Genomic DNA, 15,203 nt, shown 5'->3' with positions numbered 1-15,203 from the left:
GACTCAGAATGGTCTCACCTTGCGTTACGATCAGCGCACAATAAAACGTATTTTGTTGTTTATTCTGGCTGACTGATGAGGTTGACATTGATGATTCGTTACGCGGGTGAAAAAATAACGGTGGTTTTACTGGATGACCACCCGATGATTCGATTATCACTGGAAATGGCAGCCAGCCACTATCCCGATATGCAGATCACCGGCAGTTTTTCCCATAGCCACGAACTCTTATCATGGTTGCAAAAGAATTCTGCTGATGTACTGGTGCTGGATTATATTTTGGGTGGCGATGAGTTAGATGGCTTGTCGTTAATCAAACAGATTTTATCACGCCATCCAAAATTAAAGATTTTACTTTCGTCCTCCATGGAAAGCCTGGCGGTAATACGTGCCGCCTTTATGAGTGGAATCAAAGGCTATATTTCTAAGCGTGAAGAGGCGCAGGCGTATTTTGAAGCCATTCGCGTGATTAACGGCGGGCTGCGCTTTATTCCTGATAACATTGAAAGTGAATTAAGCAAAATACCGGTGCGAAAGCGCGATGGCGCGGTATTAGATGGGCCGCTGTATTACGCCAACGGCGAGAAGCTTTCGCGACTGGATACGCTGTTATCACCGCGTGAAGCGGAAGTGATCCGCTGTTTTCTTGATGGCATGCAGGTGATTGAGATAGCAGAAAAATTAAAGCGCAGCCGTAAAACCATCAGCGGGCACAAGCAATCGGGGATGAAAAAACTGGGGCTGAACACCGATTTAGAACTGTTCAAGTACCGAAATGATCTTTTTTGAATTTGAATTTCATTTGGCAGTGCATCAGTAATTACTGACAAGCTGCTAATCCTTTTCCGCTGAACTTATCCTCTTCACTTTAGTAATCTCATTTCAACGCAACAATGCAGAGTTAAACAGAGGACTCACAGGGCGTGATGCTTAAAATCTGAGTCGTTGCGATTATTTAAACTAACAAGGGTGAAAAATGATGAAGAATTCTTTTTGTGCACTTGCGGTATGTGCGATAACAGCTACATCAGTGCAAGCGGTTGATTCGGTGCAGCTACAGCTTACAGGAAAAATCGCGCCATCGGCATGTACACCAACATTGGTCAATGGCGGCGTTATTGATTATGGCGATATTTCTGCTGCTGATCTTAAGTATAGTGATTTGATCGTGCTTCCGGAAAAATCAATTGGCCTGAGTATTTCCTGTAGTGCTCCTACCTCAATTGCGCTTGCTGCATCCTCAAACCGTAAAGGGACAACAGCATTACTCGCTGAGAATGCTTCAGGAATTGCACAACATCCCTCTACTTCTGCAGCAGGTAGATTTCAGCAAAAGGTAGGTCTGGGGTTAACTGCCGGCGGGGAGAAAATTGGCGGTTATTCAATGTGGCTTCAGGATGCGAAAATAGGTGGAGTAAATGCACATCCATTATTTAGCGACGATCTGGGTTCGAACTGGACTAATTTAACGCCCGGGAGCTATATGGGGTTTTATAATGCTGGCATTAGCAATGCTCGCTATATGTCTGTTGCTGCTACTGCAACATCGACTCCATCGGCAATTAGTCAACTGACCGGTAATATTGGAGTGCAAGCTTATATCACCAAAGCATCAGAACTTGATTTAAGCCAGCCAATTAGCCTCGATGGACAAAGTAACATTGAGATTATTTATCTATAAAACCTCGCCATCGATAAAGAGATATTGAAATGATGAAAAAAAATATTGTTGCATTGGCCATTTTGGCTGCGTCATCGATTACTGCCCAGGCACAGTCGGTCGATATTACCGTTACGGGAACCCTGCTCCCCTCATCTTGCACCCCGACGCTTTCAAATGGTGGAGTAATGGATTGGGCTACCATTCAGGCAGGTGATCTCAAATATAGTGAATATACGTATTTGAATGCAAAAACTATCACACTTTCAGTTGTCTGCGATGCGCCGACAGCTGTGGCAATTGCGGCAACCTCACTCCGTCCGGGCTCAGTCGCAGGTGCGGTTTCAGAGAATGCAGTAGGCGCAGGTGCTGTTCCAGGAGGCTGGTATAATCAGAAAGCAGGGCTTGGCTTGGCAGGAACAAGTAAAATTGGCGGTTATGCATTAGGTATAAATACGCTTAAGGAAGCCGGTACATCTCTTGACGCAGCGTTTCGTGATGGCAATGCAGCGACATGGGTAAATGTGGGTTCAGGCACTACTATGTGGAATCCTGGTTCTGGTAATGCGCGCCAGATCACGCCGGTTGCAGCAGGATCTATCGTGCCACAAGCTATCGAAAACCTCACTATGAATGTGACAGCCCAGCCATATATTAATAAAGCCTCTGAGTTGGATTTGAGCTCCGAAATCACGCTTGATGGCCTGGCTAATTTCGAACTGATTTATCTGTGATGATCAACGTAACTTAATTTACGAGAAAAAAATGATGAAATTGAAAACCTCTTTCTTCTCGCTGGCTATGCTGGCGGCGATGATCAGCACCTCACAAGCTCAGTCTGTAGATGTCAGTGTGATCGGTACAATTAAACCAGCGGCTTGTACGCCAGTTTTAACGGATGCTGGCGTTGTAGATTATGGTAATATCTCTGCGAATACATTAAGTACAACAGGTTATACCGTGCAACCGGCTAAAAATATTGCAATGACCATTACGTGTACAGCACCAACAAAAATTGCGCTTGCAGCAAAATCGATGCGACTCAATACGACTCCGGGTGTAACGACAGAGTCTGCTGTGGGTGTAGGTACGAGCACTGCTGGAGTAGTTTATGGTTCACATGTTGTCGGGCTGGGCTCAACGACAGCCGGTGAGAAAATTGGTGGATACTCTCTTCTGATGAAAGATATTAAATTAGAGGGATCGTCTGCAGATCTTATTTTAAGTGATACTGATGGTGCCAGTTGGTCCGCCGGCGGAGCGCAAAATTCCATGTATGCAGTATTGAATCCAACACCACGACAGATGTCTTTTGCAACCACAGGTAGTGTGACACCTGTAGAATTTACGACGATGACCGGCAACATTAGCGTTCAGGCATTTATCAATAACAAGACTGATTTGAATATTGATCATGCAATTAAGCTTGATGGCCAAAGTAGTATAGAACTAATTTATCTTTAATATCTTTTCGTATTGTTAAAAGGCCCTGGTATCTAACCAAGGCCTTTTTTATGATTCCAGGCCCTCCTAAGTAATTTCCTACAGGTTAGTAATCCTTTCCTGCTGGGTGAACAATGTAAAAAATAGCATAATTTTCCCATTGCATCACTGTGGTTAAGTTGATGCGATTGATTAATACATTGTGGCGCTGTGATTGGCGCATTTAATTAGTGAGGTAAATAATGAAGTTCTCTTCTTTAATTAAAGGTGGCGCAGCAGCGCTTTACCTGTCCACATCAGCATCTTGGGCGACAGGAATGGTTCCCGAAACTTCCGTCGTTATTATCGAACAAAAAGATGGCGAGGGTGCTATTAATGTTAAAAATACAGATGCTAATCCCGTGTTACTGGTCACTACGCTAAAGAATATTAAAGGCGATAATGTTACGTCTTTATTGAGTGTTACGCCACCAGCAGCGCGCGTTGATAGCAATAAAAATCAACGCGTACGTTTTATTATGACAGATAAGACTCCGCTTAAAACTGAGCGCCTTGGACGTGTCATATTTGAAGGAGTTCCTCCACAGAAAAAAGGTGAAAATGTCGTTCGAATGACAGTCCGCCAGAATTTGCCTGTGCTTATTCGTCCAGCAGAATTGCCGCGTGATGATGCACCCTGGAAACGTTTAGTGTGGAAACATAACGGTAATCAACTGACAGTGAGCAATGATTCACCTTATGTAGTTCGCCTTAATCAAGCTGTGCAAACGTTGCCTGATAATGTGACCTGGAGCTTGCCAGAAAGCTATATTCTGCCCGGGCAACATCTGACGTTGAAGCCGGATGAAGGAAAAAAATCAAGCACTGCTAACAGTGTACGTCTGGCACCTGCTACAACCTGGGGTTATGCCGTCAAAAGCTACGATGCACTGATTGTAAGGTGATTTCTGTGGCTAAACGATCAATTGGCTATTGCTTCACACCTGTCGCAGTAGCAGTGATGTTGGCAGTGAGCCCGACTGTAGCTTTAGCCGAAGACAAAACGGTGTTCGACGAACAGACATTGCGCGCGTTGGGCTTTGATCCTCGCATGGCGGCTCAATTTGCGGAAGCGCCACGATTTATGGCGGGCGAAAGTCGTGTGGCATTGAAAGTGAATGGTAGCGATCGCGGGCGTTTAACGATGCGTTTTAATGAAACAGGTCAACCTTGTGTTGATGGTGAGTTCATTAAAGCTGCTGGTTTGAAAATGCCATCAGGAATGATGAAGGACGCTAGCTGCTTTGATTTAAAAATGGCATGGCAGCAGGCCGAATGGTTATTAAATTCAAACGAAAGCAGTGTTGAATTAGTTTTACCGGCGGAGGCTGTGTCAATACAGAGCGATGAACACACTTCCTGGCATCATGGTGGTATTGCAGGTTTAGTTAACTATGATGCCCAATATAGTGGCAGTCGTGGAGCAATTGCAGGGCTGGAATTCATGCAGTTGGCAACCGAAGCAGGTTTCAACGCGAGTGACTGGATTGTTCGCAGTCGCCAGACATTTACGCGTTTTAACGGTGTCGATAATGTGAATCATGAAGCCGCTTATGCACAACGTACTTTTGCGGGTTTAGGCAAAGTCATGCAGGCGGGTCAGATTAGTTTGGGCAACTCCATGTTTGGTGCAGGCCAGGTACGAGGTGTCCAATTTCTCCCAGAACAAGCTTTGCAAAAAAGTAACGATGGTCCGGGTTTAGTGGAAGGCATTGCTGACAGCCAGTCTGTAGTTGAAGTACGACAATCAGGGGTGCTGGTCTATAGCACTACCGTTCCTGCCGGACCATTCCGGCTGCGGGGATTTCCTTTGCTAAACACCCGTAGCGATTTAGAGGTAACGCTAACTGCCAGTGAGGGTACGCAACGTAAATTTATTGTGCCTGCTTCCAGTCTATTGCTCAATGGCAGTGTTATCTCCCCAGGTTGGTCTTTTGGTATCGGTAAACTTGAGCAGCAAGGAAGTCGCGAAGCGCCTCTATTGGTGACGGCAGCCAATGGATGGCCATTATTAGACCGTGTAAGCGTAAATGCAGGGGTTATGGGTTCTGATCCATGGCGCGCTTTGGCTGCTAATGTTAACTCTCAATTATGGCAACGTAGCCAACTCAACCTGCAAATCACGGGTGCGCAGGATAAGCGACATAATAGTCAAGGTGTTCAGGCGAACATGATGTTCGGCCAGCCTATTACTGAGAAAATTACCGCCAGTTTGGGTGTGAGCCGGCAAACTATTGGATATCGCGAATTGAGTGATGCGTTATCCCCCGAGAAGCAAACCAACAATGGGCGTACCCGAGACCAAATCAGTGTTGGCTTAGGTTGGTCGCAGGATTACCTCGGCAACTTCTCACTTTCATGGGCTCGTAGTAATACCTTTAATGGCGATGCTGTGAATTACTTACGTACCAGTTGGAGCCGAGCGTTCGGTCGCGCTTATGTTGGTGTGAGTCTTGAGAAAGACAGTGGTGGGCGCTATCGCGATAGCGATAAACGTGCATATCTGACTCTCAGTTTGCCACTGGGTAGCAATCGCAGCATCAGCAGTTACATTTCATCTAACGAGAAAAACACTCGAGGTGGACTGCGTTACAGTGAACGTTTAAGCCAGGACCGAGGCTTTAGCCTTTCAACCGAGCGTGATTTCCGAACTCGCCGTACATCGGGAACGGCGGGCATAGATATGGCAACTCCTGTTAGTTTAGTCAGTGCCAGCATTACGAGTAATTCGGATAATTACACGAGTTATTCTGCACGTGCTAGTGGTGCATTAGTGGCACATGACGGTGGGGTTACCCCGTCAGCATACCGAGTTGGTGATACTTTCGGTGTCGCCAAAGTCGGTGAAGAGAAGGGGGTTAGGCTCAGTACCCCCTCAGGGCCTGCATGGACTGATGGTCGTGGATATGCTGTTTTGCCATCGCTTAGCAGTTTCCAACGCTCCACTATTCAAGTGGATACTCGTTCATTGGCAAAAAACGTTGATATTGATAATGCCTGGAATGAAACCGATGCCGCGCGCGGTTCGGTAAGCTCTATCCATTTCAATGTGGTACGAACTCGGCGTGTTTTAGTCTCGGTTAATGACCAGAATGGAAAAGCACTGCCATATAGCGCCAGTGTGTTTGATCAGGACGGTAATTTCATCTCTGTGGTGGGTGAAAACGGCAATGTTTTTATTCCCGATGCTGAGAATGCGCGAAAAATGGATGTGCAAATGTCAGGGAAAACCTTATGTAGTTTTAGGCTTTCACTGGAAAACGCCCCCTCAGGTAATGAGCTTTACGAAAATTCCAAAGCTATTTGCCGCGTTGAGTGATGAGACAATTATGAATTTTAAAAAATTATCATTAGTGTTATTCGGCACATTTTTTAGCCTGTCGAGTTTTGCTAGTGAAATGAGTGATGTTTCGCAGTCTGTTATGCCAATTGACCCGAGATGTAATATATCTGTCGGTGATAGTGCCATTGATTTTGGCATGTTATCACGTGGACAGTTGCAACGTGATAACCAAACATTTAGTCCTGGCACACGTGTGCTGATGCTGAATGTTGTCTGTCCCGATGCGCAGTTAATAAAAATGATTGCACAAGGACTGTCGGATGAAAGCGGAAATATTCGATATGGTACAGCGGGAAGATTAAAACTTAAATTGAGTGACGCCTGGTTAGATGGTCGTTCAGTTGCACTGATTGATGTCACTGATGATAGGAATACTCCACAGTCCCAGATTTCATTGAAAGCAGGGACACGTTTTTCTGCCTGGGTAAACGGGGCTGCTGCGATGGGTAAAAACTTTCAAGCGAAACTTGAGATTGTCCCTGTGATGGAAGATCGTGCTGCTCGTGTAAGGCAAATAACGACTAGCAATGCTTATTTCTCAATTGAAATGAATAAATAATTAGCATCTTAATGGCTCACTGAATCGGACTCAGTGAGCTGTTTTATCATGCCTGACTTACCCGACTTGTCATTGATAAGGATACGCCATGACAAAAAGTATGTTTAATTTATCTTTTTTATACCTTTCGATTATCTCAACTGCTTCTGCAGAAAGAAATCCCCAACCTCCTATATTCATAGGCTCTACGCACCTTATCATCACTAATGCGTCTATTATCGCAGCGGGTACTCAGCGAGGCGTTGAAATATATAATCCCTCAGGGAGTGGCCGCGGTAGTATCCATCTCGATGACAGCGATATTATTACAGAGCTAGGTGACGGTATTTACCTGCTCAGCGGGGATGCAATACTAAAAAATGTGACAGTCACGACTAATGATGGGAAAGGCATTAACGTTAATAATTTTTCAAGTGCTTCACTTATTAACAGTAGCATCCGCACAAAGAACAATCGTGCAGATGGTATGTGGCTGGCAAGCGGCGGCACTCTTTCTGCGATCGACGCGTCCAATATTACTACAATGGGTGATATGTCGCATGCCCTCAACGCGCAGTACGGCAAAGCCACTGTCAATGACAGTGTGCTGAGTACATCAGGCAGTGGCAGTTACGGGCTTTACAGTGAGAATGAAGTCAGTGGCAGTGGCAATACCATCACCACGCAAGGCACCAGTGGCATTGGCGTATTTGCCGCGCGCGGCGGGGTGATCTCATTAATGAACACCACGATTACCACTGCAGGAGATGGCGCGGCCGGACTGCTGGCCTATCCCGGCTCAACCATCAAGGGTGATGGGTTAACCGTGACTACCCTCGGGAGTGATGCGGCGGCGGGCTGGGTACGTGAGGGTAATCTGACGCTGAGCAACGGAAAACTCAGTGCTAACAGTAGTAGCGGTATCGGTTTACTGGTGACGTCGGGTATCAACGGTATTGTCAGCGATATCACGCTGGACAATACCCAGGTCAACAGTAGTGGCAATGTATTACAGGGCAACAGCAATGCCTTAGCCGCAGTCACCGCCAGCCATGGCTCGGTACTCACCGGTAACGTCCGCACTGACACCACCAGCCGCATCGCTCTTGCATTGAACAGTGGTTCCTCGCTGGCAGGTACGGTGACCGGTTTAGACAGCTTCAGTATTGATGGCAGCAGTCGCTGGTTGCTCAATGGCGACTCATCACTCAACCAGCTGAATAATAACGGCACCGTAACCTTTAGTGACGCACCATCCGGCTTTAAAACTCTCGCGTTAAGTAAGCTCAGCGGTAACGGCGGTTTCGTGATGAATAGCGATATTGCTGCGCTGAGTGCCGATCGTATTGATGTCAGCGGTGATATCAGCGGCTCACATCTACTGTCGGTGAAGAACAGCGGTGCAGAACCCAGTGCACCAGATGGCATCGTGACACTGGTGACCAGTGGCGGTGGCGCGGGAGTCTTCAGACTGGCCGGCGGTGCAGTGGACGCCGGGGCATACCGTTACGCCTTGCAAAAAAGCGGTAATAACTGGGTGTTAGCGGCGAAGACCAACAGTGGGGGAGCGCTGTTGCCATCGCCCACCGCCGCCAGCGCTCTGGGTCTGGTGAACGCCATTCCCACCGCATGGTACAGCGAACTGAGTACCTTACGCAGCCGTCTGGGTGAAGTGCGTGAAGGGAACCGTGAGGGCGGAGCATGGATTCAAACCCGTGGCAGCAAAACGCGGGTCGATAATCAGGCCGGTGTGGCGTATCAGCAAAATCAGCAGAGTGTGACCCTTGGCGTGGACAGCGCGCGTGCGGTGGAATCCGGTCAGGTGATCAACGGTTTGTTCAGCGGTATCAGCAATAGCGATCTGGATTTCAAAGGGGGCAGCACCGGTAGCATCAACAGCTTCTATCTGGGTGCTTACAGCAGTTGGTTGCACCAGGACGGTTGGTTTACCGACAGCGTGCTGAAGTTGAACAACTACAACGCACGCGCCAATGCCGTGATGTCGGACGGTGAACGCAGCAAAGGTGGATTTAGTGTGCCCGCACTGGGTCTTTCCTTTGAGGCGGGACGCAAACTGCAACTTGATGATGGCTGGTTCGTTGAGCCGTCGGCACAGTTGAGCACGTTGTGGGCGAAGAGTGATAGTTTCCGCTTTGATAATGGCCTGGCTGCCCGTAGCGGTTCGGCACGCTCGCAACAAGTTGCGCTGCACGGCGTCGTGGGCAAGTCACTGACCTTATCCCAGGGGGCGCAGTTAACGCCGTGGGTACGGTTATCAGCGATTCAGGAGCTGGAAAACAACAACCGCATGACCCTTAACGATCAGCGTTTCAGCAATGATCTGGCCGGTACGCGCGCAGAGATGACATTGGGGATGTCTGCTCAGCTTCAACCTGATCTACAGCTTTATACCGAAGCAGCGACCAGCAAAGGACGGCATATGAACAGCCCGTGGAATGCGGCTTTCGGTGTGCGCTGGAGCTGGTAATCACGGATATCCGGCGGCATCTTGTCGCCGGAATTTTACTCAACAGATAAGTACTCTCCTACAGCAGATACAGCGTTCGCGGGCTAAGGTGATAAGCATGCAAGGACGTTTATTCATCCTCTGAAAGGAACATCAGAACGCCATGAAAACCGCCATTATTATCAATGACCACCCAGACCATTGCCGCGAACGCGTGATGGCGCTGAAAAACAGCGGCATCGCCGTCTTGGCTGACTGCTTGCCTGAGGTTGAAGCGCTGGATCAGGTTCAACGACGGTGTCCGGACTTGCTGGTGGTCAATCTCATCAACAACATCGAAGGATTAACGCTGCTGTCCGCATTTCGCGCACTCAGTGGTGCCATGAAAATTTTGGTGATAGCGACACCGCACAGTGGGCATTTCGCGCAGCGTTGTCTGGACGCGGGCGCCGATGGCTATGTCATCGCCTCGGATCAAATCAGCGAATTCAAAGAGGCGGTGCGCATGGTAATGCGCGGCTACAGTTTCGCCCCAGCGCAGGATTTTCCGACGGCAGCCCATCGTCGCTATGGCGCCAGTGATGAGCAACGCTTACGCATGCTCTCCGCGCGCGAAATGACGGTGTTGATTTTGCTGGCAAAAGGCATGGGCAATAAACAGATAGGCGCGCAACTGTCGCTCAGTGAAAAAACCGTCAGCACCTATAAACATCGCCTCAAATTAAAGCTGAACATTACCTCCGTAGTGGAACTCATTGACTTCGCGCGCCGCTATCATTTGCTGTAGCATCACTCACAGTCTTAATCAGAGCCCTCCAGGCATCGAACAGCATGACGATGTGCCGTGAGTGGTTGATGAATGGGTGATTGACGAACCCCATTGCAGCACCCAATCAACAACCATTCATCAACAGCCCTCAATCAGTGGTGCACCTCAGCGAATAGTGCACGAATTCAAACAAATTTATCGGTAACGTACTCAGCTTCATCCCTTTACGGAACCACAGTTGTATGAAAAATCTGTCAAAGCTGGTTATCACTTTAGGCCTGTTTTTAGCCGTCAGCGCTCAGGCGGAAGCGCAAGGATGCCTGAAAGGCGCGATGATTGGTGCCGCAGCGGGGCATGTTGCGCACCATGCCGTGATGGGCGCGGTAGGGGGCTGTGTCGTGGGTCATCACATGGCCAGTAAGAAGCAAAAAGAAGCTGAAGCCAAACAGCAGCAACAAAAGTAATTGGCAGATAAACGCTTCCGGTTTAACGTGCTGACTGCAGATTAATCCGGAGGCGATGAGCATCATCGCCGCACATCAGGAATAGATCGCCCATTATGATCACCATCGAGTCCGCTGACCCCCTCGCCCCTGAATCCCAACGTCTGATTGAACAACTCTCTACAGAGTTGGCGGCCATCACCGGGAACAACGGAAAGAGCCACTTTAATGCTGAAGCCTTGAATGAAAGACGCTCCATCTGGGTATTAGCAAAAGATCAGCAGGGGAGAGCGGTAGGATGTGCTTCACTGCGGCCGCTATCGCATGACATCGCAGAACTAAAACGCATGTATTCGGATCGCAGCGTATACGGCGTGGGGGCGGCGCTGTTAGAACATTTGCAATGGTGGGCCGTGAGTGTAGGCTTCGAAGAAATTCAGCTTTCAACACGCGCCATCAACACTCGCGCCGTGGATTTTTATCTTAAACACGGCTTTAAGCAGATTGAAAACTACGGCCCGTATGTTGGTCGCACCGAATCCGTTTGTTTAAGCAGAACACTCTGATCTCACCTTATCTATTTGCATCCCACATCCACATCATCTGCGAAATCGCCTTGTTAAGTTCCTCAATGCTGGCGCCGTCACGCGCCTGAATCGATAAACCAAACATGAAAGTGCTGAAGGATGCCGCCAGCGCGCGGACATCAACATCCTGCCGCAACTCGCCCGCGGCAACGGCACGCTCTATCGCGGCGGCGATTCCGGCTCGGGTACGATTGCGCGAGCGTGTCAGTGGTTCGGTCACGGCGGCATGTTCGGCGGAGGTGGCGCTCATGGCACCGAGGCCAACCATACATCCGGTTGGATGGCCTGGCTCGCACTGCATCTGCGCGGATCGGCGCAACGAGGTTTCCACGGCTTCGCGCCCCGTCAGGCGGGTATCCCACAGGAATTCCGTTACCTGACCAAAGGTCGCGAGATAGCGCTGCACGCACTCACGGAACAGTGCCTCTTTCGAACCGAACGCGGCATAAAAACTGGGTGCGGAAATGCCGTTGTTGATGCTGGCTTTGAGCTGGGTAAGCGAAGTCGATTCGTAGCCCTGCTGCCAAAACAGATACATCGCCTGTTCGATCGCCTGGTCTCGATCAAATGTTCTCGGGCGTCCCATCGTCGCCATCGCGTCCTCCTGTTTAATGCGTGCAGTGGATTACTATACTAAACGATACATAACTCGTTGACAAAGCGAACCTGCCTGACTAGTGTATCGATCGTTACATTAATCTAGATCGCTCCCTTTAACCTTAACAAGGCTACATTGCACGCCTAAATATATACCAGTCGATACATAAATGATTTCAGAAGGAATTATGGAAAAAGAACTCGCACTCACTGAGCAAGATGCAGCAACAGAACCGCTGCCGATATCGGCTCTGCTGGCGCTGGCGATGACGGGCTTTATTTGCATCATCACCGAGACCTTGCCTGCCGGGCTGTTGCCGCAAATGGCGGCGGGACTGAACATCTCTAATGCGCTGGCGGGGCAGACGGTCACGGCTTATGCGCTGGGCTCGCTGATCGCCGCGATTCCATTGACCATCGCGACACAGAGTTGGCGGCGCAGAAATGTATTGCTGCTGGCTATCGCCGGATTTTTGATTTTCAATTCTATTACGGCGCTGTCCGCAAACTACTGGCTCACGCTAACGGCACGTTTTTTGGCTGGCGTAGCAGCGGGATTATCATGGAGTCTGCTGGCGGGCTATGCCCGCAGGATGGTGGCGATTCACCAGCAGGGCAAAGCGATGGCGATCGCCATGGTGGGCACGCCCATTGCCTTGTCACTGGGCTTGCCGCTCGGCACCTGGCTGGGTGGCGTGATGGGCTGGCGCAGTGCCTTTGCGGTTATCTCTGCCTTAACCCTTGTGCTGGTGGTGTGGGTGCTGGCCAAAGTGCCTGATTATCCCGGGCAATCGCGCCATGAACGTATGCCGCTATTGAAGGTGCTCACCACGCCAGGTGTGAGACCCGTGCTCAGTGTGGTGATCGCCTGGATGCTGGCTCACAATATTCTCTATACCTATATCGCCCCGTTTCTGCAGTTGGCCGGATTGGGTTCTCAAGTGGATGTCGTGCTGCTGGTGTTCGGGCTTTCCGCGCTGCTGGCGATTGCTGTGATCGGGCGGCTGATCGATCACCACTTACGCAGCAGCGTACTGGTGAGTCTGGCGGTATTTGCCCTGGTTTCATTGGGATTTATGGGCTTTTCGCACATTCCAGCGGCGCTGTATCTCGGTGTTGCCGTGTGGGGATTGACCTTCGGCGGGGCAGCAACCCTGTTGCAAACGGCACTCGCGGATACCGCCGGAGAGGGCGCAGATATCGCACTTTCCATGAACGTGGTGGCGTGGAACGGCGCGATTGCGGCGGGCGGCATCACCGGCGGCATTCTGTTGAATCACTGGGGCGCCCAGTCGTTCTCGCCCGTTTTGCTTGTGCTGCTGGCAATCGCTTTTCTCATCACTTTGCGAGCTCGCAATCACGGCTTCAGTTCCGGCGCGCGCACCGGCCATTAATCACGCCTCCTGAGCTGGCTGCGTTCAGCTCTATCAACAGGGTAACAAGATGAATATTGCAATTATCGGACTGGGCGCAATGGGTAGTGCCATCGCACAACATTTTATCGCCGCAGGGCATAAGGTTTCAGGATGGAGTCGATCCGCTCGTGAAGTTCCGGGAGTCACAGCACTCACCACCGCCGTTGAAGCTTTTCAGGCTGATATAGTGCTCACGTTGCTCTCTGATGATGGGGCGATTGAGGATGTGATCATCAATGATGATCTGCTCAGCCAGGCCAACCCGCATCTGGTGCATATCGTGATGTCGACGATTTCGGTGGCTTATTCTCATGAGCTGGCGCAGCGCCATCAGGCGGCGAGTATTGCTTATATCGCAGCACCGGTGTTGGGAAGGCCGGACGTTGCCGCGCGCGGCGAGTTAAATGTGCTGGTAGCCGGAGAATCGTCAGCGCTTAGCCGAGTGGAACCGGTATTAGCATTGATTGGTAAACGCATCTGGAATATGGGCGAAACACCGGCCGCGGCTCATGCGGCGAAAATTGCTTGTAACATGATGATCACCATGGCGATTGAAGCAATGGCGGAAGCCGTGGTGCTCACCGAAGCCAACGGGCTGGAACGTGAACGCTTCTTTGATCTGATCCTCAATACCTTATTTGGTAGCCGGAGCTATCAGGTCTATTCCGCCAACATCATGCAGGAGGTGTATGAACCCGGCTTCAAGGCCAGCCTCGGGTTAAAAGATCTTCGTTTGGCGCAGGCCGCTGCCGCCCACGCTAAAGCCGAACTGCCGATGTTGCAGGCGGTGCATCAGCAAATGCATCGGGCGGTAAACGCCGGAGGCGGCGATCGTGACTGGTCGATCATGGCCGACTACACGCTGCGGTCAGCTGCATCTAAATCGCCGACAACGTGAAATCCTTTATGATGCAGCATGTGAACTGCCCTCAAAAAACTGGCACAGCAGCTGCCAAAGGTGCTGTGCCGCTGGGGTAAAGCGGTGGTCGGCGCTGCGTAACAGATGGCATTGGCTCTCGCGGGCGATGCGATGATTGATCGGCACCGCGATCAGATTGCGTGATGCCAAGGCGTCTTCCACCACTTTAGTGGTCATAAAGGCAATGCCCATTCCCGCCTGGCTCAGCGCAATCGCACTGGAAAACAGGTTGCAGCTGTAGGCGGGCGTGAACACCAATCCTTCCTGATTAAACATGACGTTCATATAGCTTTGAATACCAAAGTCTTTGTCCATGCCAATCAGTGGATATTCGGCAAGATCGCTGACCTCAACCTGTTGATACAATCCGATGGGGTGATCACGATGCACAATGGCGCAGATGGGGCCGCGCAGATAACTGTGACACTTCACGCCGGGCGGACCCAGGGGGCCAAAACCCACGGCCATATCCACTTCGCCACGAGTGATCAGGCTCACCGTGGTTTGCATATCGCCCGATAAAATATCGATGAACACTTCAGGATAGCTTTGCGAAAAAGGCCGCAAGACATACTTCACCACCTCATCGACCATCCCCTGGCCGACACGCATACGGATCGAGCCGCCGCGTTTATGGCGCAAATCACGCAGACGCCTTTCCAGGTGGCTTCTGCGTTGATGCGTTTGCGCGTAATCCTCAGCCAGCAATTTCCCCGCTTCGGTGAGCACCACATTGCGTCCACGCCGCTCCAGCAACGGCAGTTGCATATCACGCGCCAGCTGCGAAAGCTGACGACTGATGGCCGCGGGATCGACATCCAGTGCTTCCGCGGCACGACGAATGCCGCCATGGACACCGACTTCATACAAGTATCTTATGGACTTGTCAGGATAGAGCAGCATTGCCATAGGTTTTCATTATCTGTTGTTCTCAGGTCAACAATAATAACGTTTTATACCCATTTTTTAAGCGCAATTTTATC

At 50.1% G+C, this 15,203-nt stretch carries 15 protein-coding genes; 13 read left to right on the top strand and 2 right to left on the bottom strand.

What is annotated here, in order from left to right:
• Positions 1-90 precede the first annotated feature (90 nt).
• From AC1MDE_RS02910 to AC1MDE_RS02860, 11 genes are all read left to right on the top strand, one after another.
• Positions 91-789 carry a response regulator gene (locus AC1MDE_RS02910; protein WP_480344222.1) on the top strand — a complete coding sequence of 233 codons (699 nt, stop codon included), beginning with the start codon at positions 91-93 and terminating at the stop codon, positions 787-789.
• Between the two features lie 187 nt (positions 790-976).
• The gene (locus AC1MDE_RS02905; protein ID WP_480344221.1) at positions 977-1,681 is read left to right on the top strand and encodes a DUF1120 domain-containing protein; all 705 of its coding nucleotides are present in this window, start codon (positions 977-979) and stop codon (positions 1,679-1,681) included.
• A 29-nt stretch (positions 1,682-1,710) separates the two neighbouring features.
• Complete coding sequence (locus AC1MDE_RS02900; RefSeq protein ID WP_480344220.1) at positions 1,711-2,394, top strand: DUF1120 domain-containing protein; 684 nt, start codon at positions 1,711-1,713, stop codon at positions 2,392-2,394.
• A 31-nt stretch (positions 2,395-2,425) separates the two neighbouring features.
• On the top strand, positions 2,426-3,124 hold the full coding sequence (locus AC1MDE_RS02895) for a DUF1120 domain-containing protein (protein WP_480344219.1): 699 nt from the start codon (positions 2,426-2,428) through the stop codon (positions 3,122-3,124).
• A gap of 221 nt (positions 3,125-3,345) precedes the next feature.
• Entirely contained in the window at positions 3,346-4,047 is a 702-nt protein-coding gene (locus AC1MDE_RS02890; RefSeq protein ID WP_479401754.1) for a fimbria/pilus chaperone family protein, read from the top strand.
• 5 nt (positions 4,048-4,052) lie between these two features.
• On the top strand, positions 4,053-6,461 hold the full coding sequence (locus AC1MDE_RS02885; RefSeq protein ID WP_479415008.1) for a fimbria/pilus outer membrane usher protein: 2,409 nt from the start codon (positions 4,053-4,055) through the stop codon (positions 6,459-6,461).
• Positions 6,462-6,471: 10 nt separating this feature from the next.
• Complete coding sequence (locus AC1MDE_RS02880) at positions 6,472-7,044, top strand: DUF1120 domain-containing protein (protein ID WP_479399955.1); 573 nt, start codon at positions 6,472-6,474, stop codon at positions 7,042-7,044.
• A 532-nt stretch (positions 7,045-7,576) separates the two neighbouring features.
• Positions 7,577-9,511 carry an autotransporter outer membrane beta-barrel domain-containing protein gene (locus AC1MDE_RS02875; RefSeq protein WP_480344218.1) on the top strand — a complete coding sequence of 645 codons (1,935 nt, stop codon included), beginning with the start codon at positions 7,577-7,579 and terminating at the stop codon, positions 9,509-9,511.
• 142 nt (positions 9,512-9,653) lie between these two features.
• A complete protein-coding gene (locus AC1MDE_RS02870; protein ID WP_058960400.1) occupies positions 9,654-10,277 on the top strand; it encodes a response regulator transcription factor in 624 nt (207 codons plus the stop codon).
• Positions 10,278-10,501: 224 nt separating this feature from the next.
• Positions 10,502-10,723, top strand: coding sequence for a hypothetical protein (locus tag AC1MDE_RS02865; protein ID WP_058960781.1), 222 nt, complete (start codon positions 10,502-10,504; stop codon positions 10,721-10,723).
• Between the two features lie 95 nt (positions 10,724-10,818).
• Positions 10,819-11,268, top strand: coding sequence for a GNAT family N-acetyltransferase (locus AC1MDE_RS02860; RefSeq protein ID WP_480344217.1), 450 nt, complete (start codon positions 10,819-10,821; stop codon positions 11,266-11,268).
• A gap of 7 nt (positions 11,269-11,275) precedes the next feature.
• Here the strand turns inward: AC1MDE_RS02860 and AC1MDE_RS02855 are convergent, their stop codons facing one another.
• On the bottom strand, positions 11,276-11,884 hold the full coding sequence (locus tag AC1MDE_RS02855) for a TetR/AcrR family transcriptional regulator (RefSeq protein WP_058960779.1): 609 nt from the start codon (positions 11,882-11,884) through the stop codon (positions 11,276-11,278).
• A gap of 190 nt (positions 11,885-12,074) precedes the next feature.
• Between AC1MDE_RS02855 and AC1MDE_RS02850 the strand changes: the two genes are divergently transcribed.
• Both AC1MDE_RS02850 and AC1MDE_RS02845 read left to right on the top strand, forming a co-directional pair.
• Positions 12,075-13,280, top strand: a complete 1,206-nt coding sequence (locus AC1MDE_RS02850) for an MFS transporter (RefSeq protein WP_480344216.1) — start codon at positions 12,075-12,077, stop codon at positions 13,278-13,280.
• Between the two features lie 49 nt (positions 13,281-13,329).
• The gene (locus AC1MDE_RS02845; protein ID WP_058960777.1) at positions 13,330-14,199 is read left to right on the top strand and encodes an NAD(P)-dependent oxidoreductase; all 870 of its coding nucleotides are present in this window, start codon (positions 13,330-13,332) and stop codon (positions 14,197-14,199) included.
• 6 nt (positions 14,200-14,205) lie between these two features.
• Here AC1MDE_RS02845 and AC1MDE_RS02840 read toward each other — a convergent pair whose 3' ends face one another.
• Positions 14,206-15,129, bottom strand: a complete 924-nt coding sequence (locus AC1MDE_RS02840; RefSeq protein ID WP_058960776.1) for a LysR family transcriptional regulator — start codon at positions 15,127-15,129, stop codon at positions 14,206-14,208.
• Positions 15,130-15,203: the final 74 nt, after the last annotated feature.

Source organism: Pantoea folii, from assembly GCF_056678875.1.
Note: the sequence above shows the minus strand (reverse complement) of the source record. Positions and strands in the feature narration are given on the sequence as shown.

What these genes read in the sequence shown, in the direction of transcription:
- AC1MDE_RS02845 (WP_058960777.1), top strand. Translation starts at nt 13,330, where the DNA reads ATGAATATTGCAATTATCGGACTGGGCGCAATGGGTAGTGCCATCGCA.
- AC1MDE_RS02855 (WP_058960779.1), bottom strand. Translation starts at nt 11,884, where the DNA reads ATGGCGACGATGGGACGCCCGAGAACATTTGATCGAGACCAGGCGATC.
- AC1MDE_RS02900 (WP_480344220.1), top strand. Translation starts at nt 1,711, where the DNA reads ATGATGAAAAAAAATATTGTTGCATTGGCCATTTTGGCTGCGTCATCG.
- AC1MDE_RS02910 (WP_480344222.1), top strand. Translation starts at nt 91, where the DNA reads ATGATTCGTTACGCGGGTGAAAAAATAACGGTGGTTTTACTGGATGAC.
- AC1MDE_RS02905 (WP_480344221.1), top strand. Translation starts at nt 977, where the DNA reads ATGATGAAGAATTCTTTTTGTGCACTTGCGGTATGTGCGATAACAGCT.
- AC1MDE_RS02840 (WP_058960776.1), bottom strand. Translation starts at nt 15,129, where the DNA reads ATGGCAATGCTGCTCTATCCTGACAAGTCCATAAGATACTTGTATGAA.
- AC1MDE_RS02875 (WP_480344218.1), top strand. Translation starts at nt 7,577, where the DNA reads ATGTCGCATGCCCTCAACGCGCAGTACGGCAAAGCCACTGTCAATGAC.
- AC1MDE_RS02850 (WP_480344216.1), top strand. Translation starts at nt 12,075, where the DNA reads ATGGAAAAAGAACTCGCACTCACTGAGCAAGATGCAGCAACAGAACCG.
- AC1MDE_RS02895 (WP_480344219.1), top strand. Translation starts at nt 2,426, where the DNA reads ATGATGAAATTGAAAACCTCTTTCTTCTCGCTGGCTATGCTGGCGGCG.
- AC1MDE_RS02865 (WP_058960781.1), top strand. Translation starts at nt 10,502, where the DNA reads ATGAAAAATCTGTCAAAGCTGGTTATCACTTTAGGCCTGTTTTTAGCC.
- AC1MDE_RS02870 (WP_058960400.1), top strand. Translation starts at nt 9,654, where the DNA reads ATGAAAACCGCCATTATTATCAATGACCACCCAGACCATTGCCGCGAA.
- AC1MDE_RS02890 (WP_479401754.1), top strand. Translation starts at nt 3,346, where the DNA reads ATGAAGTTCTCTTCTTTAATTAAAGGTGGCGCAGCAGCGCTTTACCTG.
- AC1MDE_RS02880 (WP_479399955.1), top strand. Translation starts at nt 6,472, where the DNA reads ATGAATTTTAAAAAATTATCATTAGTGTTATTCGGCACATTTTTTAGC.
- AC1MDE_RS02860 (WP_480344217.1), top strand. Translation starts at nt 10,819, where the DNA reads ATGATCACCATCGAGTCCGCTGACCCCCTCGCCCCTGAATCCCAACGT.